The sequence below is a fragment of the Achromobacter deleyi genome (assembly GCF_902859705.1).
Classification (GTDB): domain Bacteria; phylum Pseudomonadota; class Gammaproteobacteria; order Burkholderiales; family Burkholderiaceae_B; genus Achromobacter; species Achromobacter deleyi.
Genome location: NZ_CADIJO010000023.1, coordinates 60,625 through 82,506, shown reverse-complemented (window position 1 = coordinate 82,506; position 21,882 = coordinate 60,625). Strand labels below are relative to the sequence as shown.

The 21,882-nt window shown below is 67.7% G+C and carries 20 protein-coding genes; 6 read left to right on the top strand and 14 right to left on the bottom strand.

Going from position 1 to position 21,882, the window contains the following annotated elements; genetic code table 11:
• Positions 1 to 28 precede the first annotated feature (28 nt).
• Positions 29 to 1,702: an NAD(P)/FAD-dependent oxidoreductase gene (locus tag HV798_RS25280; protein WP_175194986.1), complete on the bottom strand. Its 1,674-nt coding sequence runs from the start codon at positions 1,700 to 1,702 to the stop codon at positions 29 to 31.
• 219 nt (positions 1,703 to 1,921) lie between these two features.
• On the opposite strand from HV798_RS25280, the gene HV798_RS25275 reads away from it, so the two are divergent.
• Positions 1,922 to 2,404 carry a hypothetical protein gene (locus tag HV798_RS25275; RefSeq protein WP_175194988.1) on the top strand — a complete coding sequence of 161 codons (483 nt, stop codon included), beginning with the start codon at positions 1,922 to 1,924 and terminating at the stop codon, positions 2,402 to 2,404.
• Positions 2,405 to 2,467: 63 nt separating this feature from the next.
• Here the strand turns inward: HV798_RS25275 and HV798_RS25270 are convergent, their stop codons facing one another.
• Positions 2,468 to 3,592 carry an agmatine deiminase family protein gene (locus tag HV798_RS25270; RefSeq protein WP_175194990.1) on the bottom strand — a complete coding sequence of 375 codons (1,125 nt, stop codon included), beginning with the start codon at positions 3,590 to 3,592 and terminating at the stop codon, positions 2,468 to 2,470.
• A 130-nt stretch (positions 3,593 to 3,722) separates the two neighbouring features.
• Here HV798_RS25270 and HV798_RS25265 point away from each other — a divergent pair, with 130 nt between their 5' ends.
• Positions 3,723 to 4,595 carry a LysR substrate-binding domain-containing protein gene (locus tag HV798_RS25265; RefSeq protein WP_175194992.1) on the top strand — a complete coding sequence of 291 codons (873 nt, stop codon included), beginning with the start codon at positions 3,723 to 3,725 and terminating at the stop codon, positions 4,593 to 4,595.
• Positions 4,596 to 4,650: 55 nt separating this feature from the next.
• On the opposite strand, the gene HV798_RS25260 is transcribed toward HV798_RS25265, so the two are convergent.
• From HV798_RS25260 to metC, 5 genes are all read right to left on the bottom strand, one after another.
• Positions 4,651 to 5,388: an amino acid ABC transporter ATP-binding protein gene (locus HV798_RS25260; protein WP_175195124.1), complete on the bottom strand. Its 738-nt coding sequence runs from the start codon at positions 5,386 to 5,388 to the stop codon at positions 4,651 to 4,653.
• A gap of 35 nt (positions 5,389 to 5,423) precedes the next feature.
• Positions 5,424 to 6,521, bottom strand: a complete 1,098-nt coding sequence (locus tag HV798_RS31870; protein ID WP_175194994.1) for an amino acid ABC transporter permease — start codon at positions 6,519 to 6,521, stop codon at positions 5,424 to 5,426.
• Positions 6,518 to 7,666 (bottom strand): amino acid ABC transporter permease, encoded by a 1,149-nt coding sequence (locus tag HV798_RS25250; protein ID WP_175194996.1) that lies wholly within the window; start codon positions 7,664 to 7,666, stop codon positions 6,518 to 6,520. Before HV798_RS25250 ends, HV798_RS31870 begins: the two co-directional genes overlap by 4 nt.
• Before the next feature lie 45 nt (positions 7,667 to 7,711).
• Positions 7,712 to 8,851: an amino acid ABC transporter substrate-binding protein gene (locus HV798_RS25245; RefSeq protein ID WP_175194998.1), complete on the bottom strand. Its 1,140-nt coding sequence runs from the start codon at positions 8,849 to 8,851 to the stop codon at positions 7,712 to 7,714.
• 141 nt (positions 8,852 to 8,992) lie between these two features.
• Positions 8,993 to 10,141 (bottom strand): cystathionine beta-lyase, encoded by a 1,149-nt coding sequence (gene metC / locus HV798_RS25240; RefSeq protein WP_175195001.1) that lies wholly within the window; start codon positions 10,139 to 10,141, stop codon positions 8,993 to 8,995.
• Positions 10,142 to 10,250: 109 nt separating this feature from the next.
• Between metC and HV798_RS25235 the strand changes: the two genes are divergently transcribed.
• A complete protein-coding gene (locus HV798_RS25235; RefSeq protein WP_175195003.1) occupies positions 10,251 to 11,165 on the top strand; it encodes a LysR substrate-binding domain-containing protein in 915 nt (304 codons plus the stop codon).
• A 33-nt stretch (positions 11,166 to 11,198) separates the two neighbouring features.
• Here HV798_RS25235 and HV798_RS25230 read toward each other — a convergent pair whose 3' ends face one another.
• From HV798_RS25230 to HV798_RS25205, 6 genes are read right to left on the bottom strand one after another with little or no spacing between them, the layout of a single operon-like run.
• Positions 11,199 to 12,029, bottom strand: a complete 831-nt coding sequence (locus HV798_RS25230) for an ABC transporter ATP-binding protein (RefSeq protein WP_175195005.1) — start codon at positions 12,027 to 12,029, stop codon at positions 11,199 to 11,201.
• Positions 12,026 to 12,910: an ABC transporter ATP-binding protein gene (locus HV798_RS25225; RefSeq protein WP_175195007.1), complete on the bottom strand. Its 885-nt coding sequence runs from the start codon at positions 12,908 to 12,910 to the stop codon at positions 12,026 to 12,028. The genes HV798_RS25230 and HV798_RS25225 overlap by 4 nt, the downstream gene beginning before the upstream one ends.
• On the bottom strand, positions 12,907 to 13,737 hold the full coding sequence (locus HV798_RS25220; RefSeq protein ID WP_175195009.1) for an ABC transporter permease: 831 nt from the start codon (positions 13,735 to 13,737) through the stop codon (positions 12,907 to 12,909). The genes HV798_RS25225 and HV798_RS25220 overlap by 4 nt, the downstream gene beginning before the upstream one ends.
• On the bottom strand, positions 13,734 to 14,690 hold the full coding sequence (locus HV798_RS25215) for an ABC transporter permease (RefSeq protein ID WP_175195011.1): 957 nt from the start codon (positions 14,688 to 14,690) through the stop codon (positions 13,734 to 13,736). Before HV798_RS25215 ends, HV798_RS25220 begins: the two co-directional genes overlap by 4 nt.
• Before the next feature lie 10 nt (positions 14,691 to 14,700).
• Positions 14,701 to 16,254: an ABC transporter substrate-binding protein gene (locus HV798_RS25210; RefSeq protein ID WP_175195013.1), complete on the bottom strand. Its 1,554-nt coding sequence runs from the start codon at positions 16,252 to 16,254 to the stop codon at positions 14,701 to 14,703.
• A 45-nt stretch (positions 16,255 to 16,299) separates the two neighbouring features.
• Positions 16,300 to 17,505, bottom strand: coding sequence for an aminotransferase class V-fold PLP-dependent enzyme (locus HV798_RS25205; RefSeq protein WP_175195015.1), 1,206 nt, complete (start codon positions 17,503 to 17,505; stop codon positions 16,300 to 16,302).
• Between the two features lie 181 nt (positions 17,506 to 17,686).
• Here HV798_RS25205 and HV798_RS25200 point away from each other — a divergent pair, with 181 nt between their 5' ends.
• Positions 17,687 to 18,631 carry a LysR family transcriptional regulator gene (locus tag HV798_RS25200; RefSeq protein WP_175195017.1) on the top strand — a complete coding sequence of 315 codons (945 nt, stop codon included), beginning with the start codon at positions 17,687 to 17,689 and terminating at the stop codon, positions 18,629 to 18,631.
• A 48-nt stretch (positions 18,632 to 18,679) separates the two neighbouring features.
• On the opposite strand, the gene HV798_RS25195 is transcribed toward HV798_RS25200, so the two are convergent.
• Positions 18,680 to 19,582, bottom strand: a complete 903-nt coding sequence (locus HV798_RS25195) for a LysR family transcriptional regulator (protein ID WP_175195019.1) — start codon at positions 19,580 to 19,582, stop codon at positions 18,680 to 18,682.
• An 86-nt stretch (positions 19,583 to 19,668) separates the two neighbouring features.
• On the opposite strand from HV798_RS25195, the gene HV798_RS25190 reads away from it, so the two are divergent.
• Both HV798_RS25190 and HV798_RS25185 read left to right on the top strand, forming a co-directional pair.
• A complete protein-coding gene (locus HV798_RS25190; protein WP_175195021.1) occupies positions 19,669 to 20,139 on the top strand; it encodes a MarR family winged helix-turn-helix transcriptional regulator in 471 nt (156 codons plus the stop codon).
• 47 nt (positions 20,140 to 20,186) lie between these two features.
• Positions 20,187 to 21,752 (top strand): MFS transporter, encoded by a 1,566-nt coding sequence (locus HV798_RS25185; RefSeq protein ID WP_175195024.1) that lies wholly within the window; start codon positions 20,187 to 20,189, stop codon positions 21,750 to 21,752.
• Positions 21,753 to 21,882 lie beyond the last annotated feature (130 nt).

The window sequence follows — 21,882 nt, the reverse complement described above, 5'->3', positions numbered from 1 at the left end:
CAACGTGCCGCGGGCAAAGCCGAACGGCTTAGTAGTCGTCGCTTTCGCCGCGGCGATTGCCGCCGGTGATCGGCCCGGTGCCCAGGATGTGCAGGGCCACGGCCTCGGCGACCTTCATGCCGTCGATGGCGGCCGACATGATGCCGCCCGCGTAGCCGGCGCCTTCGCCGGCCGGGAACAGGCCATTGGTGTTCATGCTCTGGAAGTCGTCGCGGCGCGTGATGCGCAGCGGCGACGAGGTGCGCGTTTCCACGCCGGTCAGCACCGCGTCGCGCATGGCGAAGCCCTTGATCTGGCGTTCGAACGCGGGCAAGGCTTCGCGGATGGCGGCAATGGCGTAGTCCGGCAGGCTGGTCGACAGGTCGGTCAGCTTGATGCCCGGTTTGTACGACGGCGTCACGCTGCCCAGCGCGGTCGACGGGCGGCCGTCCAGGAAGTCGCCCACCAGTTGCGCCGGGGCGCAGTAGTCGCGGCCGCCCAGTTCATAGGCACGGGCTTCCCAGTGGCGCTGGAAGTCGATGCCCGCCAGGGGCGACGCATCGATGCCAGGATAGTCCTTGGGCTGGATGCCCACCACGATGCCGGCGTTGGCGTTGCGTTCGTTGCGCGAATACTGGCTCATGCCGTTGGTGACCACGCCGCCGGGCTCGGACGCCGCCGCCACCACGGTGCCGCCCGGGCACATGCAGAAGCTGTACACCGACCGGCCGTTGGCCGCGTGGTGCACCAGCTTGTAGTCGGCCGCGCCCAGCACCGGGTGGCCGGCGCTGGGGCCGAAGCGCGCGCGGTCGATGAGCGACTGCGGATGTTCGATGCGAAACCCCAGCGAAAACGGCTTGGGCTCGATGAACACGCCGCGCGCATGCAGCATGCGGAAGGTGTCGCGGGCGCTGTGGCCCACGGCCAGCGCCACATGGCGCGATGCAATGAATTCGCCGCCCGCCAGACGCACGCCGCGCACCTGGCCGTCGTCGATCTCGATGTCGTCCACGCGGCTTTCAAAGCGGAATTCGCCGCCCAGGGATTCGATCTGGGCGCGCATCTGCTCGATCATCTTGACCAGGCGGAAGGTGCCGATGTGCGGCTTGCTGACGTACAGGATTTCGGGCGGCGCGTCGGCCGCCACGAATTCCTGCAGCACCTTGCGACCGTAGTGCTTTGGGTCTTTGACCTGGGTCGACAGCTTGCCGTCAGAAAATGTGCCCGCCCCGCCCTCGCCGAACTGCACGTTCGATTCGGGCTGCAGTTCATGCTTGCGCCACAGGCCCCAGGTGTCCTTGGTGCGTTCGCGCACCACGCGGCCGCGTTCCAGGATCAGCGGCTTGAAGCCCATCTGCGCCAGGATCAGCGCGATGAACAGGCCGCAGGGCCCAAAGCCGATCACCACGGGCCGGCTGCCTTCTGGCAAGTCTGCCGGGGCGTGGCCCACGTATTGGTATTCCAGCGGCGGCGTCGGCATCACGGTACGCACGCCAGCCATGCGCTTGAGCACGGCGGCCTCGTCGGCCACGTCGATGTCGATGGAGTAAGTCAGCGTGATCGCGCTGCGTTTGCGCGCGTCGTAGCTGCGGCGAAAGATGGTGAGCGACCGCAGGGCCTCTGGGGCGATGCCCAGGCGGGCACAGGCGGCGGTACGCAGGGTGTCGTCGATATCGTCTTGCGAGGTCGACAGGGGCAGGATGATTTCAGTCAGGCGCAACATGAGGCAAGGGAACCGTGTCAGGGTTCAAGGGCTCGTAAAACGCGTATTAGACCATGGCCGCCGTGAGGCGTTACATCTTTTACGCCAAAGAAACCGCCGTCATTTTGGCCGGGAATAGAATGCGGCCTTTCGGACCAGCCTCAAAGAAGCGCCACAATGTTCCGCCACCTCCCCCGCCCCACTTCAGTCTTGGCTTCCCGCTCGGTTTCCCGCCCCGCTTTGCGCCCCATCGCCCTCGGTTCCGTCGCCCTGGGCCTGGCCTTGCTGGGCGGCTGCGTCTACCACCCGCCCGCCAACCAGCTGGATCGCTACGCCCGCAGCATGATCGGCCAGAACCTGGATTCGGTCACTGCCCAGTTCGGCCCCGAAGACGCGCAAGGCGGCTCGGCCGCCTACCCCAATATCGGCACCCCGCAGAACCCGCGCTACGTGCACATGTGGAGCCGCTTCGGGTCCACCCAGCACCGCCGCTTCGTGCAGACCGGCACCGCCTCGGCCGGCAGCACGCTGGTCACGGTGCTACCGGCCGGCGGCGGCCAGGGCGCCATTCCGATCTACCAGCAGAACACCGCGCCCACCGGCTACTACACCGAGGAAGGCGAGTCCTGCTACATGTCGTTCACCACCGATGCCAACAAGCGCATCCTCAGCTACGACCTGCTGGGCGGTTATTGCGACAACCTGTTCCTGGGCGGTCGCTGACGACGGCGGATCGGGCCGCGTCACCGAGCACGAATTACGCCACGGCGTCTTCCCTCGGCGCCACTACACCGCCGGCTGCTGGTGTGTGACGCAGTGGATTCCGCCGCCGCCCGAGGCGATCGCATCGATGTCCAGCTGCACCACGGTGCGGTCCGGATACAGCGCCTGCAACACCTCGCGCGCCTTGGCGTCGGCCTCGCGGTCGCCGAATTCCGGCGCGATCACCGCGCCGTTGATGACGAAGTAGTTGATGTAGCCGGCGGCAAAGTCCGGGTTGTCGTCCTGGAACACGCTGGGCCGCGGGTTCAGCGGCGGCGAGACGGTGTGCAATTGCAGCCGGTTGCCATCGGCGTCGGTGGCGGTCTTCAGGATGTCCAGGTGCCGGCGCGTCAGGTCGTAGTCGTACGAATCCGGGTCCATGTCCAGGTTGGCCAGCACCACGCCGGGCCGCACGAAGCGGGCGTAGAAATCCACATGCGCATCGGTGATGTCGCGGCCCTTGATGCCCGGCAGCCAGATGATCTTGCGCAGGCCCAGGCATAGCTTCAGTTCGGCTTCCACGTCGGCGCGCGACCAGTCCGGATTGCGGTTGCGGTTGATCCAGCTGCTCTCGGTCATGATGCCGGTGCCGCGGCCGTCGACTTCGATGCCGCCGCCCTCGCCCACCAGTTCGCTGCGCACGTGGCGGGCCCGCGCTTCCTTGGCCATGCGCGCGGCCAACAGGGCGTCGGCGTCGTGGTCCTGCTTTTCGCCCCAGCCGTTGAAGTTGAAATCCATGCCGGTCAGGCCGCCCTGCCCGTCCACCAGGAAGTTGGCGCCGATGTCGCGCATCCAGATGTCGTCCAGCTCGGTCGCGAGGAAGGTGGTGTTGTCCGTGCCGCAATGGCGGCGGGCCAGCGCCATTTCATGGGCGCGGCAGAACACGGTGACCGGCTGGTAGGCGGCAATCGCGCGGGCGATGCGGCCCAGCGCGGCCTGCACGGCCGGGGTGAAATCTTTCCAGATGGCCGGCTGCGCGCCGAACGCAATGAACGCCCGCACCTGCTTGTCGCCTTCGTCGGGCATGCGCCAATGCACCCCGGCGCCGGCCTGGGCGTGCGTGGCCAGCAGGCCGGCTCCCGAGGCGGCGACTATCCGGGTGGCGGCCAGTGCAGACAGTTGTTTGACGAAATGGCGACGCGTAAACATAAGTAAATCCAATCAGTGGTGAAAATCGCTGAAATCCGGCTCTACGGCCTGGAAAGCATCGTAGAGCCACCCACGCCGCCCGAACAAGCGATATATTTAGCGGACTTCTGATTAGATTTGCTTATCGATCATGCTTAAACAATGGCCGCCGCTGAACGTGCTGCGAGGCTTCGAAGCCGCTGCCCGGCTGGGCAGTTTCCACAAAGCCGCCGACGAACTGCACCTGACCCAGTCCGCCATCAGCCAGCAGATTCGCAGCCTGGAAACCTATCTGGAACAACCGCTGTTCCATCGCCAGGGCCGCAGCGTCGTGCTGACCGATGCCGGCGTCGATCTGCTGGGCACCACCCAGGCCATGCTGCTGCAACTGGCCACCGGCATCCGCCGGCTGGACCAATACCGCAAGCCCAACCAGCTGATCGTCAACACCAGCCCGTCGTTCGCGCGCCACTGGCTGGTGCCGCGCCTGGCGGTGTTCCACGAACGGCATCCCGAGGTCGACCTGTGGCTCTACACCAGCGATGCCGCGCCGGACATGACGACCGAGACCATCGACATTGCGGTGCGCGATGACCTGGCGCCGCAGGCCGATTGCGAATTCCGCGTGCTGCGCGAAGACCGCCTGTACCCGGCCTGCCACCCTGACCTGCTGGCTCGTGATGCCGCGCAACGCACCACGCTGCACGGCGAACGCGAAATGGACTGGAGCTACTGGCGCATGCAGGGCGGCGCCGACGTGGGCGAGCGGGCCAGCGGCCTGAACTTTTCGGACCCGGGCCAGTTGCTGGATGCCGCCCGCCAGGGCCTGGGCATCGCCCTGGTGGCCGACCTGCTGGCGCAGGATGCCTGCGCCGACGGCGCGCTGATCGCGATGACGCCCCAGACGGTGCGAGGCCCCAAGTGGAGCTGGCTGGTGCATCGCGACAGCCGCAACGACCTGGCCGCCGGGTTTTGCGCCTGGCTATGCGAGGCGTTGGGCGTGGACTGGAAACGCTGGGATTGAAGGCGGCGGGGCCCAGCCCGCGTACGGAATGCTGGGCCCCCGCCCGACTCGCCGGTCAATGCAGGATCCGCTCCAGGAACGCCCGCGTCCGCTCGTGGCGGGGGTGATCGAAGAAGTCCCCCGGCGCGCCCGTCTCGATGATGCGCCCGCCGTCCATGAACACCACGCGGTCCGCCACGTTGCGCGCAAAGCCCATCTCGTGGGTCACGCACAGCATCGTCATGCCGTCGTCGGCCAGCGATGTCATCACGTCCAGCACCTCTTTGACCATTTCCGGGTCCAGCGCCGACGTGGGTTCGTCGAACAGCATGATGCGCGGCTGCATGCACAGCGACCGCGCGATGGCCACGCGCTGCTGCTGGCCGCCCGACAGTTGGCCGGGATACTTGCCGGCCTGGTCGGGAATGCGCACCCGTTCCAGGTAGCGCATCGCCAGGTCCACGGCCTGGGCGCGCGGCATGCGCCGCACCTGGGTCGGCGCCAGGATGCAGTTTTCCAGCACCGTCAGGTGCGGGAACAGATTGAAGTGCTGGAACACCATGCCGGCATCCGTGCGCACGCCGTCCACGGCGCGCAGGTCATCCGTCAGCTCCACGCCGTTGACGACGATGGAGCCCTGCTGGTGCCGTTCCAGCCGGTTGATGCAGCGGATCATGGTCGACTTGCCCGAGCCCGACGGCCCGCAGATCACCAGGCGTTCGCCGGTCTGCACTTGCAGGTCGATGTCCTGCAGCACGTGAAAGTCGCCATACCATTTGTTCATGCCGGCGATGGTGATCGCGGGCGGCGTCATCGTGGGCCGCGCGGCGCCGTTGGCGTGCGGTCTGGTCATCGGAGTTCCCCTTTTTTGTAGCGGTGTTCCAGCCACATCGAATAGCGCGACAGGCCGAAGCAGATGCAGAAATAGATCGATGCGATGAAGAGATAGGTTTCGACGTACGGCGTGGGCCAGGCCGGATCGGTCAAGGCGGCGCGGCCGGCGCTGAGCAGGTCGAACAGGCCCACGATCAGCACCAGGCTGGTGTTCTTGATCATCACGATGGCGGTGTTGGTCAGCGGCGCGATCACCTTGCGCAGCGCCTGCGGCAGCACCACCAGCCGCGTCATCTGCCACCACGACAGGCCCAGCGCGCGCGACGCCTCGGCCTGGCCCGGCGGTATCGCCTGCAAGCCGCCGCGGATCACCTCGGCCAGGTAGGCCGCCGAAAACACCGTCAAGGCGATGCCGGCGCGCAGCAGGCTGTCGATCGTCATGCCGGCGGGCAGCATGATGGGCAGCACGATGGACGCCATGAACAGCAGGCTCACCAGTGGCAGGCCCCGGATCAATTCGATGATGCCCACGCTGATGAAGCGCGCAGTCGGCAGGCTGCCGCGGCGCCCCAGCGCCAGCAGCACGCCCAGCGGCAGGCCGGCGCCCAGCGAGCACACCGCCAGCAGCAGCGTCACCGGCAGGCCGCCCCACGAGGCCGTCGGCACCCGCGCCAGGCCGAACACGCCGCCCTGCATCAGCGCCAGGCCCGCGGCCATGCCGACGATCCACAACACCGCCGTGCGCAGGCGCCAATGCCGCGGGCTCAGCGAATACACCGTCATGGCCAGGATGAAGCCGCACACGGCCGTGGGCCGCCACTGCTCGCCCGGCGGATAGATGCCGAACAGGATCTGGCGCATCTTCTCGCCCAGGAAGGCCCAGCAGGCGCCGCTGGCCTGGCGGCAGACATCGCCGGCCGCGCCGGGCCAGACGGCGTCGATCACGGCCCAGTTGATCAGGCGGCCGGCCGCGGCCAGCACCAGCGCCAGCGTTGCCACGGTGGCCAGCGCGCTGAACAGGCTGCCGAACAGCCGATGCCACACGGTATCGCGGCGGTCGCGCGGGGCCTGGCGCGCCGGCTGCGGCGCGTCGGTGGAAAGGGTCAGGCTCATGCGCGTTGCGTCCTCAGAAGGCGGCGGTTGTACAGGTTCATGAACAGCGACACGGACAGGCTGATGCTCAGGTACACCGCCATCAGCACCGCCACGCCTTCGATGGCCTGGCCGGTCTGGTTGATGGTGGTGGTGATGACGAACGACAGGTCGGGGTAGCCCACCGCCAGCGCCAGCGTGGTGTTCTTGATGATGGACAGGTACTGGCTGGTCATCGGCGGGATGATCACCCGCAATGCCTGCGGCACCACGATCCAGCGCAGCGCCGCCCCGGGTTTCAGGCCCAGCGAATGCGCCGCTTCCCATTGGCCGCCCGGCACGGCGTCGATGCCGCCGCGAATGATCTCGCCCGAAAACGCGGCCGAGTAGATCGTCAGGCCCACCAGCAGCGCGGTGAATTCCGGCGTGAAGGCCGTGCCGCCGATGAAGTTCAGGCCGCGCAGCGTGGGGCTGTCCACCTGCAAGGTGGCCCCGCCCCACCCGGCGGCCAGCGCCACCACGGCCACCGCGGCCACTACGCCCAGCGAGCGCCACGGCACCGCCCGGGCCGTGCTGCGTCGGGCCAGGCGCCAGGCGCCCCACCCCAGCAGCGCCGCCGCCAGCAGCCCGCCCGCCAGCGCCTGCACATTGCCTTGCACCGATACGCTGGGAAAGAACAGCCCGCGTACCGACAGGAATACGCCTGGCAGCGGTTGCAGCGCCTGCCGCACGGGCGGCAGGTTGAGCGTCACGAGGCTATACCAGAACAGCAGCTGCACCACCAAGGGCGTGTTGCGCACGGCTTCCAGGTACACGGTGGCGATGCCGTTGACCAGCGGATGGCGGCTGCGCCGGGCCAGCGCCAGGCCAAAGCCCAGCACCGTCGAGGCCACGATCACCAGCGCCGAGATGTACAGCGTGTTGACCAGCCCCACCACGAAGGCGCGGCCGTAGCTGTCGGTGGGCTGGTAGGCGAGCAGGCTTTCCGCCATCGGAAAGCGCGCCGCTTCGCCCAGGTAGTCGAACCCCATGGCAATGCCGCGCTGGGTCAGGTTGGCGTGCGCGTTCCAGGCCAGCCACCCCACCGCCCCGAGAAAGCCGCAGGCGATCAGCGCCTGCATCAGGACGGCCCGGGCGCGGCCGTCGAACCAAAGTCGCTTGAACATGATGTGCCTCTACGCAATGCGCGTCGTCGTGAGCCGCGCCGCGACTCAGTTGAAGACGTAGGGGTACATCAGGCCGCCGTCGCGGTACAGGCGGTTCATGCCGCGTTCGAGCTTCATCGGGCTGTTCTTGCCGACGTTGCGCTCGAAGATCTCGCCATAATTGCCCAGCTGCTTGACGATGTTGTAGGCCCAGCGCTCGTCCAGCCCCAGCGCCTTGCCGTTGCCGGGTTCCACGCCCAGGAAACGGGCGATGCGCGGGTCGGTGGATTTCAGCATCTCGTCCACGTTGGCCTGGGTAATGCCCATGTCTTCGGCCGCGATCGGCACCTGGATCACCCATTTCACGATGTCGAACCAGCGGTCGTCGCCGTGGCGCACCGACGGCGTCAGGGCCTCGCTGTGGCCGCTGGCCGGGAAGATCACGTAATCGTCCGGGTTCTGCGCCTGGGTGGCGCGCACCGCCGCCAAGGCCGACGCGTCGGTGATCAGGCCATCGCAGCGGCCCGAAAAGAAGGCCTGGCGCGAGGCCGCCACGTTGTCGAACAGCACGGTTTTCAGGCCCAGCTTGAACTTGCGCGACAGGTCCGCCACCGTCACTTCATTGGTGGACCCCGTCTGCACGCAGATGGTGGCGCCCACCATGTCCTTGGTCTGCGTGATGCCCAGGTCCTTGCGCACCATGAAGGCGTCGAACTCGTAATAGTTCGGGTAGGTGAAGTTGATGCCGTTGGCATCGCGCCGCAGCGTCCAGGACGTGGTGCGCGGCAGCACGTCGATCTGGCCCGTCTGCAAGGCGGTCAGGCGCTGCTGGCCCGTCAGCGGCACGAAGCGCGCCTTGGTCGCATCGCCCAGCACCGCAATGGCGATGGCGCGGCAGGTGTCCACGTCCAGCCCCTTCCAGTTGCCGTCCTTGTCCGGCGCCGAAAAGCCCGTGGTGCCGTGGCCGGACCCGCAGATGACGTAGCCGCGGGCGCGGATCTGGTCCACGGTGGGGCTGTTGGTCTGGGTGACGGCGGCCGCCACCGGGGATGCGCCCGCCGCGGGGGCTTCGGGCGCCGCGGCAGGCGCGGCGGACTGGGCGAATGCGGCCGACGGCGCCAGGACGGCCGTCGTGGAAACAACTGCGGAGACCACCGCGGCGGCCAGGACCCGGCCGCCGAAACGTGAAGTGAAACGAGACAACATGGCAATTCCCCTTGCTATATATAGAGCGCCTTCTGGCGCTTCGAGTCCGCCGCCGGCAAGGTGTGCCGGCGACGGGCGTTCAAACCGGTGCAGGCGATCCGGGCCGCAATGCCGCGAAGCGACCGCACCGCGACCAGACATTCAGCGCTGCGCCTGATACGCCGCCAAGCCGGCGCGCAGGTCATCCTTGAGCACGTCTACGTCTTCCAGGCCGATGGACAGGCGCACGATGGGCCGGTCCGTCGCCGGAAAGGCCCGCCCCGCCTGCAACCCCGCCGGGTAATAGGCGGCCAGGCTGTGCACGCCGCCCCAGCTTGCACCGATGACGAAATGCCGCAGTGAATCGAAAAAGCCGTTGAAGGCGGATTCGGGTGCGGGCGCCAGCACCATCGAAAACAGGCAGCCGTTGGTCGAGAAATCACGGCGCCACAGCGCGTGGCCAGGGTCGCCAGGCAACGGCGGATACAGCAGGCGTTCCACCTGCGGCTGCGCCGCCAGCCATTCGGCCACCTGCAGCGTCGCGTCGCTTTGCGCCCGCACCCGCAGCCCCAGCGTTTCCAGGCCGCGCAGCACCAGGAAGCAATCGTCGGGGCTGACTTGCTGGCCCAGGATGCTCTGGGTTTCGCGCAGCACGGCGTAATGGCCAGCGTCGTTCATGCTGATGGCGCCCATCAGCACGTCCGAATGGCCGCTGAAGAATTTCGTGGCCGCCTCGACGCTGAAATCCACGCCGTGCGCCAGGGGCTTGAACCCCAGCGGGCTGGCCCAGGTGTTGTCCATCATCGTCAGCACGCCGTGGCGGCGCGCGGCGGCGGCAATGGCCGGCACGTCGGCCATTTCCATGGTGACGGTGCCCGGCGCTTCGATGCAGATCAGCCGCGTGGCCGGGCGGATCAACGCCTCGATGCTGGCGCCGATCGACGGGTCGTACAGCTCGACGTCCACGCCCATGTGGGCCAGCCATTTCTCGCCGAACGTCTTCAGTGCGCCGTAGCAGGCCGCGGAAATCAGCAAGTGGTCGCCACCGCGCACGAAGCCCATCACCACCGTCATCAGCGCTGCCGCGCCCGACGGCGTGATGACGCAGTGACGTCCGCCTTCCAGTTCGGCGATGCGGTCTTCCAGCAGCCGCGCCGTGGGCGTGCCGGTGACGCCGTAGCTGAAGCCGTCGGGCTGGCGGTGCTTGCGATTGACGAAGTCTTCCAGCGAGCCGAACACCACGGTCGAGGCGCGCTGCACCGACGGCGACAGGCTGGCAAAATCTCTATTAGTCTGGTTGATAGCTTTCATCTACTCTATTCGCTGGGCTTAGAAGGTGATCGGGAATAGCGCCAGTGTCTGCCTTTCGCCCCATTGCCTCAACAATTGAAAATACTCAGTCGATAAGCGGGACTTATAGATGGACATGCGCGAAATCCAGGTCTTCCGGGCCGTGATGCAGGCCGGCACGACCAGCAAGGCCGCCACCCTGCTCGGCATCTCCCAGCCGGCTGTCAGCCAGGCCATCCGCAAGCTGGAAACCTCGTCCGAACTGCGCCTGTTCGAACGCGTGCGCGGGCGCCTGGTGGCCACGCAAGAGGCCGAGGCGCTGATGGAGGAAGTGGATCGCTGCTTTGCCGGCTTCGAACTCATCGAACACCGCATCCGCAGCCTGAAATCGTTTGGCGTGGGCCGCCTGGCCGTGGGCTCGCTGCCGGCGCTGGGCACGGGTTTCATGCCGCGCGCCATCGCCGCCTTCGGCCTGCAGGACCGCCGCATCCAGATGTCGTTCCAGATCATGAGCTCGCGCGAGGTGCTGCAGCAGGTGGCCGCCGGCCAGCTGGATTTCGGCCTGATGGCCGACGAGCTGTCGGTGGCCGGGCTGGAGCACTCGGAATTCGTGCGCATTCCCGGGGTCATCGCGATGCACAACCGCCACCCGCTGGCGGCCAGGCCGCGCATCGCGCTGCAAGACCTGATCGACCACCCCTTCATCGCGCTGAACCCCGAAGACGCCAGCCGGCGCCGCCTGGAAACCGCGCTGAACGACCAGGGCCTGGCGCTGCGCCCGATCCTGGAAACGCCCTATTCCAATTCGGTCTGCGAATTCGCCCTGCACGGCCTGGGCATCGGCATGGTGCACCCGGTGATGGCGCTGGACTACCTGGCCCGCGGCCTGACCATCAAGCCGCTGGACCTGGACATCAGCTTCACCTGCCTCTTGGTGTTCCGGCCCGGCACACCGCTTTCAGAAAACGCGCGGGCGTTGCTCAAAGCGATGCGCATCGAGCTGGACCGGGATTTGAAGCGGATCCGGGCGGCGTTGGCGGGGTAAGCCTGTGCCCGGGCCCGATGCGCTGCCCGGGTTTCACCCTGTCGCCGGCACGCCCCGCAACCGGCGCCGCCCCGGGTCCGGCCGCGGCACCGCCGCGATCAGTTTGCGGGTGTAGTCCTGCTCCGGCGCCTCGAAGATCCGGTCGCACTCGCCCTCTTCGACCAGTTCGCCCGCCGCCATGATCGCCACGCGGTCGGCGAAGTGCCGCACCACGCCCAGGTCGTGGGAAATGAAGAGATAGGTCAGGCCGTGCTCGGCCTGCAGGTCGGCCAGCAGGTCCAGCACCTGCGCCTTGACCGACACGTCCAATGCCGACACCGCTTCGTCCGCGATGATGAAGCGCGGCTCCAGCGCCAGGGCGCGGGCAATCGCGATGCGCTGGCGCTGGCCGCCCGAGAACTGGTGCGGAAAGCGCCGTGCGTGGTCCGGTTGCAGGCCCACCCGCGACAGCAGCGCCAGCATGCGGGCGCGGCGCTCGTCGGCGGTGTAGAGCTTGTGGATCACCATGCCGTCCATGATCGCGTCACCCACGGTGCGGCGCGGATTCAGGCTGGAATACGGGTCCTGGAAGATGGTCTGCACCTGACGGCGAAAAGACATCAGCGCAGCCCCCGTCAGATGCCGCACGTCGTGGCCGGCCAGCTGGATGCGCCCCGCGGTGGGTTGCAGCAGCCCGGCCAGGCAGCGGCCCAGGGTGCTTTTGCCCGAGCCGGATTCGCCCACCAGCGCCAGCGTGGTGCCCTGCTCCACAGCCAGGCTGACGCCCTTGACGGCCTGCACCCGCCGGGTCGGCCGGCCCAGGAAGTCGCGCGCGGCCACGTAGTCCTTGGCGACGCCATCGGCTTGCAGGATGAATTCGGTCATGGCGTGGCTCCTTCGGCCGACACGTCAGGGGCGGCCAACTCGCCCACCTTGGGCGCCAGGCGGCGCGCTGGGTCGCGCGGCGCGTCCACGTCGGGCACGGCCGCCAGCAAGGCCTGGGTGTACGGATGGCGCGGCTGGTTGAAGATCTGCGTCACCTCGCCCGTTTCGACCACCCTGCCCGCCTGCATGACCACCACGCGGTCGGCGATCTCGGCCACCACGCCCAGGTCGTGCGTGATGAACAGCACGGCCGCGCCGGTTTCCGCCTGAATGGAAAACAGCAGTTGCAGCACCTGCGCCTGCACGGTCACGTCCAGCGCCGTGGTGGGTTCATCGGCAATGATGAGCTTGGGCGTCAGCGCGCAGGCAATCGCGATCATGACGCGCTGGCGCATGCCGCCGGACAGTTCATGCGGATAGGCCCGGGCGCGTTGCGCCGGTTCGCGAATGCCCACCCGGTCCAGCAGCGCCACCGCGCGTTCCCATGCCGCGCGGCGGCCCAGCACGCCATGGATGCGCAGCACTTCGGCGATCTGGCTGCCGACCGTGCGGCCCGGATTCAGCGCGGTCATGGGTTCCTGGAACACCATGGCGATGTCCTTGCCCCGCAGCGCGTCTTTCTCACGTTCCGACGCGCGCAGCAGATCGCGGCCGTCAAACAGCATGGCATCGGCCGCGACGCGCCCGGGCGGGTCCACCAGGCCCATCAGGGAAAAGCCCGTGACCGACTTGCCCGAGCCGGATTCCCCCACCAGGCACACGACTTCGCCGTGCGCCAGCGTCAGGTCCACCCCCTTCACGGCGGCGACGGTGCCGTGGGCGGTGTCGAAATCCACGGTCAGGTTCCTGACCGTCAGCAGTACGTCGGATGCGCGCGTCATCGTTGCAGCTCCGGATTCAGCGCGTCCTGCAGCCAATCGCCCAGGACGTTGACGGCCAGCACCGTGAAGAACAAGGCCAGCGCCGGCACCAGCACGGGCCACGGATTGGTGAACAGATAGTCTTTCAGCGACCCCACCATCTGCCCCCACGACGGCACCGGCGGCCGCACGCCCAGCCCCAGGAAGCTCAAGCCCGCTTCCAGCAGCATGGCGAACGAGAACGTGAACGACGCCTGCACCGCAATGATGGACCGCATGTTGGGCAGCACCTCGTGCCAGATGATCCAGCCCGTGCCCGCGCCCAGCGAGCTGGCCGCCAGCACGTGTTCGCGCGCCCGGATGCCCCGCGCCACACCCCAGGCCACACGGGCGAACTGGGGCGCATACAGCACGCCGATGGTCGCCACCAGCGTCGGCAGGTTGCCGCCGATGAAGGCCAGCACCACCAGCGCCACGAAAATCTCGGGCAGCGACACGAACACGTCCACCACCCGGATGGCGGCAGACTCCAGGCGGCGGCCCAGAAAGGCCACGCCCACGCCGATCGCCACACCCAGCACGCCGGCCAGCACCACCGCCGCGGCGGCCACGGTGAGCGACACGCGGGCGCCGTACACGGCCCGCGCCAAGAGGTCGCGGCCCAGTTCGTCGGTGCCCAGCCAGTGCGCCCGGGTCGGGCCCGACAACAGATTGGCGGCGTCGATCTGGTAGGGATCGGCCAGCCCCAGCGCCGGGCCGAGCACGGCGGCGAGCACCACCACGGTCAAAAATCCCAGCGCCAGCCGCACGGACAGGCCGCCGGTGGAAGTTCGAAGGAATGCGATCATGCGGACGGCCTGCGGATGCGGGGATCGACAAGGGCCTGGGCCAGGTCGATGACCAGGCTGATCAGGATGAAAAGCGCGAAGATGGCCAGCAGCGAACCTTGGATTACCGGGTAGTCGCGCGAGAACGCCGCGCTGACCAGCAGCGAGCTCAGGCCCGGCCAGTCGAACAACGCCTCGATGATGACGGTGCCGCCCAGCAGGTTGCCCGCGCGGATGCCGATGATGGCAATCACCGGCACCAGCGCGTTGGGCAGCGCGTGGCGCAGAATCGCCTTGCCCCGCGGCAGCCCCTTGGCCCGGGCCAGTTTCACGTAGTCGCGGCTCATCACGTCCGACAGGCTGGCGCGCGTCATGCGGGCCACCACGCCCATGAAGTTCAGACCGATGGTCAGCGACGGCAGGATCAGCGACAGCAGGTGCTGCACAGGGTCATCGGCAAACGACACGAAGCCGGACGACGGCAGCCAGCCCAGCGCCAGGCTGAACACCAGCACCAGCAGGATGCCCAGCACGAACACCGGCGCCGAAAACCCCGCCACCGCCAGCACGGACGCCGCCATGCCGGCCAGCCGGCCGCGCGAACGCGCCGCCACCACGCCCAACGGCACGCCCAGCACCACCGCCACCAGCAGCCCGGCGCCGATCAGTTCCAGGCTGCGTGGAATGCGCCGCGCCAGTTCGTCGGCCACCGGTTCGCCCGTGCGCAGCGATACGCCCAGGTCGCCGTGCGCCAACGCGCCGGCCCAATGGGCGAACTGCGTGCCCAGGGGCAGGTCCAGCCCCAGCTGGCTGCGCACGCGCGCCACCGCCACCGGATCGCTGCCGGCCTGGTCGCCCAGCATGATGGCCACGGGGTCGCCGGGCAGCAGATGAATCGCGATGAAGACCACCCCGGCGGCCAGCGCCAGGGTGACCAGCGCCGACGTCAGGCGCCTCAGCAGGAAAGGCAGCATGCCGGCGCGCTCAGTTCAGCCACATGGTGGGCAGCGAGATGCCGGGGCTGCTTTCGCTCAGCGCCCCGCCCAGCTGCGTATAGCCGTGCACCTTGCGCAGGTAGCCCTGGCCCTGCTCGCGCCAGCTCACGAAGACCCACGGGCTGGTGTCCAGAATGCGCTTTTCGGCCTGCTGGTAGATCGGCTGGCGGGCCTTGGGATCGGTCAGCGCGCGGCCGTCGGCCAGCAGCTTTTCCAGTTCGGGGTCGCGATAGCCGACCGGCTTGGCCCAGTAGCTGGAATCGCCGCCCAGGTAGTAGGCGTAGGCATCCGGGTCGGGCAGCTTGACCGACACGCCGTAGATCATGGATTCATAGTCGCCGCGGTTCTTGCGTTCGACCAGCGTGGCCCATTCCACGGGTTCCAGCTTCAGGTTGATGCCGACTTCCTTCAGGTTGGCCTGCACCACCTGCGCCATGGTCGTGTAGATGCCCAGCCCCTGGAACACCACCATCGATGCGTCCACGCCATTGGCATAGCCAGCTTCGGCCAGCAAGGCGCGCGCCTTGGCGGGGTCGCGCTTGTAGGTACCGTCCAGCGCCTTGTCGTAGTACGGCGAATCGTCCGCCGTGGGTGCGCCGTAGATGGGCTTGCCGTAGCCGAAGAACGCGGCCTTGGACACGGCTTCGCGGTCGATCGCGTACGACACCGCGCGGCGCACGCGGGCGTCGTCGAACGGCTTCTTGCTGGTATTGAACCAGACGCTCATGAACGCGCCGCCGGCCGTGTCGATCTTGATGCCGGCGTTGCGCCGCAGCACGTCGATGTCTTTCCAGGGCACGAAGTCGATCATGTCCAGCGATTGGCTGCGCAGCGCGTTCACGCGCGCGTCATCGCTCTTGATCATGCGGAAATCCACCCCGTCCAGGTAGGGCTGGCCCGTGACGAAATAGTGCGGATTGCGCACCAGGTTGGCGCGCACGGCGGGCTCGTAGCTTTTCAGCTGGAACGGGCCGGTGCCGTTGGCGGACAGCTTCAGGTTGGCGCCGCCCTGTACCCACTTGCGCGACACGATCGCCGCTTCGGGCAGTGCCAGCACGCTCAGCATGGTGGCGTCCGGCGTGGGCTTTTCGACCTTGACGGTGGCCGCGTCCACCACGGTGACCGTGGCGCCCTGCAGGTTCGAGCGCAGCGTGGCGCCCGTGGCCGGGTCCAGAATGCGGTCCAGCGAGAACTTCACGTCGTCGGCCGTGACCGGCGTGCCATCCTGGAACGTCACGTCCGGGCGCAGGTGAAACACCAGCGTGCGGGCATCGGGCTGGTCCCAGCTTTTTGCCAGCCGCGGCACGATCGTGCCGTTCTTGTCGTAGCCCGCCAGCGGGCTGTACAGCGCCTCGATCAGCACCTTCCAGGCGCTGCCGCCATACACATGCGGATCGAGCGACACGATTTCGGACACGGTGCCGTAGCGCAGCGTGCCGCCGGCCTTGGGCGTGTCGGCAGCGACGCCGCTGGAGGCCCAGGCCGTCAGGGCGCAGGCGCCCAGGGCCAGCGCCAGCCGGCGCCAGGGTTGCAGGATTGCCATGGTGTTCCCCTTGTTCATGATGGTCAGCCGGTGCGCGGCGCGCCGTCAGGACGGCAGCGCCTCGACCAGGCGGTCGATGTCATCGGTATCGTTGTAGTAGCTGGGCGAAATGCGCAGGTTGCCCCCGCGCACCGCCAGGTCCACGCCCGCCTCGCGCAGGCGGTCGGCCAGGTCTTGCGCATCGTGGCCGGCATGCTTGAACGACAGGTTGCCCGAGGCCTCGCCCGGGGTGCGCGAACTGACGATCTGAAAGCCCTTGCGCTGCAGCGCCACGGCGGCGTAATCGGTCAGTTCCAGGATGTGCGCCTCGATGCGGGCCGGCGTCAGCGCCAGCTGGATGCGCACCGCGGCATCCAGGCCCCAGATGCCCGTGAAGTTGGCCAGCGCTTCCTCGAAACGGCCGGCGTTGGGCCGGTATTCCAGCAGGTAGTGCATGTGGTCTTCGGTGCTGTCGACGCTGTGATAGCCCACGCTGGGCGGGTCCAGCAGGCCCAGCACGCTCTTGCGGCAATAGAAATAGCCGGTGCCGATGGGCGCCAGCATCCACTTGTGCCCGCCCACCGACAGGAAGTGCACGCCCAGCCGTTCCACGTCCAGCTCCAGCGCGCCGGCCCACTGGATCGCGTCCAGGTTCAGGTACACGCCGCGTTCGTGGCACAGGTTCGAGGTGGCCTCCAGGTCCTGCCGGAAGCCGTTCGAAAATTGCACCGCGCTCAGCGACACCAGGCGGGTGCGGTCGTCCATCAGCTTGCGGATATCGTCCACCAGGATGCGGCCGTTGCGGTTCTTCACCCAACGGATCGTAACGCCGCGCGCCGCCAGCTTCATCCAGCAATACACGTTGGACGGGTACTCGATGTCGGGCAGGATCAGGTTGTCGCCGTCGCGCCACGGAAAGCCGTTGGCCACATTGACCAGCCCTTCCGTAGTGTTCTTGACGTACGCGATCTCGTCGCGCCCCGCCCCGATCAGGCGGCCGATGCGGGCCTTGATGGTTTCCTCGGCGTAGCGGCACCACTCGGGATAGGCGTTGCGCCCGTTGTCGCGCACGTCCTCCATGAAGCGATTCACCGCCGCCACCACCGGCAGGCTCAGCGCGCCGATCGACGCGTTGTTCAGGTACGCCCGCCGCTGCTTGATCGGGAACGCCTGCCCGATGTTGCTCCAGTCGAGCTGCTCGATGCCATTGCGGTCATCGGGAAACAGTGCCGCGGGTCCGCCCACGGAAACCGGTTTGTCCAGGATATTCACGCCGCGCCTCTTTCATTGAAGGTGGGATGATCCTAAGATTGCGTGAATCCATGCGTCAATTTCGTTTGGAGTATCGATTCATGCACTTTTGTAATGTGTCGCGGCGGCCTGGCCGCTTTCTCCTATGGCGCAGCGGGAACGGCGCGAGTTTGTCCCTGCCCGCCCTTTCGGGTTTGTCCCTATGCGCCTGAACCGCCTGCAAGCCCTGCGCGCCGTCATGGAAACCGGCAGCGTCACCGAGGCCTCGCGCCGCATCCACCGCACCCAGCCCCAGATCAGCCGCCTGATCTCGGCGCTGGAAGAAGAAGTCGGCTTTTCGCTGTTTTCACGCCAGGGCCGCGGGCTGATCCCCACCCAGGAATGCCTGCGCTTCTACGAGGGCACGCGGCACATCCTGGCCGGTTTCGAAGAGGTCGACCGAATCGCCGGCAACATCCGCAACCAGCAGGACGCCTGGCTGCGCATCCTGACCCAGCCCTACTTCGCCTACAGCGCCATGCCCGGCGCCATCGCCGAATTCGGCCGCAGCCATCCGCAGGTGCGCATGTCGCTGGAAGTGCGTTCGCGGGTGGACGTGGGGCTATGGATGTCGGGCCAGCAGTTCGACCTGGGCGTGGCCGCGCTGCCGATCGATTTCCCGGGCATCACCAGCCGCACCTTCGCCCAGGTACGGCTGGTGATCGCCATGCCCGAAGGTCACCGCCTGGCGGCCAGGCGCGTGGTCACGGCCGACGACATCCAGGACGAGCCCTTCATCGCGCTGCGCCCCTATACCCTGCTGCGCCAGCACATCGACGACTTGATGGAAAAGCGCCGGCTGCCGCTGCGGCTGGTGATGGAAACGTCGTCCGGCCAGTCCGCCTGCCAGCTGGCGGCGCTGGGCATGGGCATCGCCCTGGCCGACCCGATCCTGGCGGCCAACGTGCCCGGCATCGTGCTGCGTGACTTCGAACCGCGTTTGACCATGCCGTATGGCTTCTTGCTGCCCAGTTCGTATGCGCCGTCGGAACAGGCGCGGGAATTCGCGCGGCTGCTGATCCGGCGGGTGAAAGAGATGGCGCCGGAGCGGGTAGACCTGGTGCCGCAGGATGCCGCCGAGAGCGATGGCGGCATGGCGTTTCCGTAGGCGCCCGCCCAGGCGCATCCGGGCCTGCACCGCAGCACGCGGCGCTGCCTACGCCAGCCGTTCGAACTTCTGCACCAGGAAATCGACGAACACCCGTACCCGCGCCGGCACCAGCCGCGACGCGGTCATGACGTACAGCGGAATCGGGTCCAGCTGCCAGTCCGGCAGCACCCGCACGATCTGCCCGGCTTGCAGCAACGCCGACGCCTGCGTGCGGCTCAATTGGCCGATGCCCATGTCCTGCCGGATCAGCTGGCGGATCAGCGACTGGCTGTTGGTGACCAGCAGCGGCGTCGGCCTTACCGCCACGGCGTCGTCGCCGTTATGCAGCGTCCAGCCGGCGCCAGCCTCGGTCTCTGACGTGAACAGGCACTGGTGATGTTCCAGCTGGGCCGGCGCCAGCGGCGTGCCGTGCGCGGCCAGGTAGGCCTTGGTGGCATACAGGTGGCGCCGCACCAGGCCGACCCGCCGCGCCACCAGGCGCGAGGCCGTGGGCGGGTCGCCGGTAAGGATGCTGACGTCGTGCCGCTGCGTCATCAGGTCGGGCAGCAGCGACGTCAGGAAGATGTCGAAGCTGATCTGCGGATAGGCCGCGTGGAACTCGGCGAAGTGCGCGTCGGCGAAATAGGTGGCGAAGTCGTTCGACATGCTGACCCGCAGCACGCCCGACGGGTCGGATATCTCGCTGTTCAACTCGTCGTTGACGGTCTTGGCCTGCTGCACGATGTCGTCGATCTGCTGCAGGTAGCGCGCCCCGGTCTCGGTCAGCGTCACGCGGCGGGTCGAGCGGTTGAACAGCTTGATCTTGATATCGGCTTCGAATTCGGTGATGCGGCGCGACAGCGTGGACGTGGGCACGCCCAGCGCCTGCGAGGCTTTGGTGAAGCTGCCCTCTCGGGCGACCGCCGCGAAAAACGCCATGTCCCGCAGGCGGTCTATGTCTCTGCTCATCGTCTACCTCTTGCTGCGTCGTTCTTGAAATTAGATGACAACTCATCTATATTAGATGATAAGTCATCTAATTCGCAAACCAAGCCATGTCCCAGGAAACCGCCGCCCCGCCCCAAGGCCGGCTCAGCACCAAGATCGGCGTCGTCGCGCGCCAGTGGCGCCGTGCCGTCGATCAACGCCTGCAGCCGTTCGACCTCACCCAGGCCACCTGGCTGCCGCTGGTGCAACTGGCCCGCGCGCCCGGCCCGATGCGCCAGAAAGACCTGGCGGCCGCCCTGTCGCTGGATAATTCCGCCGTGGTGCGGGTGTTGCAGAACCTGGAAGCCAACGGCTTCATCGAACGCCTGGAAGACCCCGATGACCGCCGCGCCAAGGCGCTGGCCATCACGGCCCAGGGGCGCCAGCTGGTGCGGCGGGTCAATACCGTGTCCGCCGCGCTGGAACGCGAGCTGCTGCAAGGCATGGCGCCCGAAGACATCGACGCCGCGCACCGCGTGCTGGAACGGCTGGGCAGCCTGCTGCTGGATCTGAACGGCGCCACGCAGGCCCGCTCTTGATGGCGTTGCCGTCCACGCCTGAACTTGCACGCTGACGTCCCCCCACCATGACCGCCGCCGCGCCCACCCCTGCCTTGCCGGATGCCCCGGCCGCCAGCGGCCTGCGCACACTGCTGTTTCCGCTGGCCATCGCGCTGGCCGTGGGGCTGGACTATTTCGACAATTCCGCCTTTTCGTTCTTCATCAGCGACATCGCAGGCGGCATCGGCGCCCCGCCCGATGAACTGATCTGGTCGTCCAGCGCCTACGCCGTGGCCGGCGTGCTGGGCATCCTGCAGCACCAATGGTGGGTCGAACGCCTGGGCCACCGCCACTACATCGGCGCCTGCCTGCTGCTGTTCGCCGCCGCGGGGGTGCTGGCGGCGCTGAGCCAGTCATCGGCCGAACTGGCCGTGGCGCGCGCCTTGCAGGGCTACCTGATGGGCCCGATGATGGGCGCCACGCGCATCCTCATCCAGCAAAGCTTCGCCCCGCGGGAACGCGGGCGCGCCACGCGGCTGTTCCTGTGCAGCATTCTGCTGTGCAGCGCGCTGGCGCCGCTGGCGGGGGGCTACCTGGTGGCCGACTTCGGCTGGCGCGCGGTGTTCGTCTGCACCATCCCCGTGGCGCTGATCACGGGCGGGCTGGTCATGCTGGCGGTGCCGGCCACCGGCCGCCTGCCGCCCGAACAGCGCGGCGAGCCCCACCTGTGGCCCTACGTGATCGCGGCGCTGGCGCTGGGCGCATTGCAGATCGTGGCGCAGCAATTGCGCACGTCGCCGTTCAGCGAATCGCCCGGCCTGGAAGGCCTGGCGCTGGCCGGCGTGCTGCTGCTGGGCGCCTTTCTGTGGCATCAATGGCATCATCCGCGTCCGCTGTTGCACCTGCATGGCCTGAAAGAAGCCACCTTCCGCACCGGCCTGATGCTGTATGCGCTGTACTACTTCATCAGCAACGCGTTCAGCTACCTGGTGTCGCGCTTCTTGCAGGCCGGGCTGGGCTATCCCGTGGAAAACGCCGGGCATCTGGTCGGGGTGACGTCACTGGTGGCGCTGGCCGGCGCCCTGCTCTATTTCCGTTTTGCCGGCCGGCTGACGCGCAAGAAGGGGTTGATCACCACCGGTTTCGTGCTGGCCGCGCTGATCGGCGCCTGGCTGGCGCATCTGCCGCCCGACGTCAGCCAGTCGTGGCTGCTGCTGCCCCTGACGTTGCGCGGCCTGCTGTTGCTGTTCATTGCGCTGCCGGTGGCCAACCTGGCCTTCCAGCCGTTCGCGATGGAGCTGTATCCGCACAGCTACCGCGTCAAGAACATCGTCAAGCAGATGGCGTATTCGTTTTCCACGGCCACCATCATCGTGCTGGAACAGCACCGCCTGGCCCTGCACCAGACCCAGCTGGCCGCCAATGCCAGCCTGTCCAACCCGGTGTTCGCCAGCGCGCTCGACCAGCTGACGCAGCGTTTCGCGCAGGCCGGCGCGGCGCTGGCGGCCGCGCATGGCCTGGCGCTGGCCGAAATCCAGCGCGTGATCACGCAGCAGGCCAATTTCATGAGCGTGCTGGACGGCTTCGTGTTCCTGGGCGGGGTGTCGGCGGTGGCGGCCGGGTATGCGTTGTGGCAGCGCCAGATTCACTGACCCCGGCGGTGCCACCCAACGCCCGGCTATTAGCTAAAAGTAATTGAATATTTCCGGATGGCGACGGCCTTGCGCATCATGCAGGGTCGGGACGCGGCCCTGCCGCCTGTCTTTCACGCCCACTCTTTCC

Coding starts and splice junctions, on each gene's coding strand:
- HV798_RS25270 (WP_175194990.1), bottom strand. CDS start 3,592: ATGTTTACGCGTCGCCATTTCGTCAAACAACTGTCTGCACTGGCCGCC.
- HV798_RS25200 (WP_175195017.1), top strand. CDS start 17,687: ATGCGCCTGAACCGCCTGCAAGCCCTGCGCGCCGTCATGGAAACCGGC.
- HV798_RS25190 (WP_175195021.1), top strand. CDS start 19,669: ATGTCCCAGGAAACCGCCGCCCCGCCCCAAGGCCGGCTCAGCACCAAG.
- HV798_RS25250 (WP_175194996.1), bottom strand. CDS start 7,666: ATGTTCAAGCGACTTTGGTTCGACGGCCGCGCCCGGGCCGTCCTGATG.
- HV798_RS25260 (WP_175195124.1), bottom strand. CDS start 5,388: ATGACGCCGCCCGCGATCACCATCGCCGGCATGAACAAATGGTATGGC.
- HV798_RS25235 (WP_175195003.1), top strand. CDS start 10,251: ATGGACATGCGCGAAATCCAGGTCTTCCGGGCCGTGATGCAGGCCGGC.
- HV798_RS25225 (WP_175195007.1), bottom strand. CDS start 12,910: ATGACGCGCGCATCCGACGTACTGCTGACGGTCAGGAACCTGACCGTG.
- HV798_RS25220 (WP_175195009.1), bottom strand. CDS start 13,737: ATGATCGCATTCCTTCGAACTTCCACCGGCGGCCTGTCCGTGCGGCTG.
- HV798_RS25215 (WP_175195011.1), bottom strand. CDS start 14,690: ATGCTGCCTTTCCTGCTGAGGCGCCTGACGTCGGCGCTGGTCACCCTG.
- metC (WP_175195001.1), bottom strand. CDS start 10,141: ATGAAAGCTATCAACCAGACTAATAGAGATTTTGCCAGCCTGTCGCCG.
- HV798_RS25265 (WP_175194992.1), top strand. CDS start 3,723: ATGCTTAAACAATGGCCGCCGCTGAACGTGCTGCGAGGCTTCGAAGCC.
- HV798_RS25245 (WP_175194998.1), bottom strand. CDS start 8,851: ATGTTGTCTCGTTTCACTTCACGTTTCGGCGGCCGGGTCCTGGCCGCC.
- HV798_RS25195 (WP_175195019.1), bottom strand. CDS start 19,582: ATGAGCAGAGACATAGACCGCCTGCGGGACATGGCGTTTTTCGCGGCG.
- HV798_RS25280 (WP_175194986.1), bottom strand. CDS start 1,702: ATGTTGCGCCTGACTGAAATCATCCTGCCCCTGTCGACCTCGCAAGAC.
- HV798_RS25210 (WP_175195013.1), bottom strand. CDS start 16,254: ATGGCAATCCTGCAACCCTGGCGCCGGCTGGCGCTGGCCCTGGGCGCC.
- HV798_RS31870 (WP_175194994.1), bottom strand. CDS start 6,521: ATGAGCCTGACCCTTTCCACCGACGCGCCGCAGCCGGCGCGCCAGGCC.
- HV798_RS25185 (WP_175195024.1), top strand. CDS start 20,187: ATGACCGCCGCCGCGCCCACCCCTGCCTTGCCGGATGCCCCGGCCGCC.
- HV798_RS25230 (WP_175195005.1), bottom strand. CDS start 12,029: ATGACCGAATTCATCCTGCAAGCCGATGGCGTCGCCAAGGACTACGTG.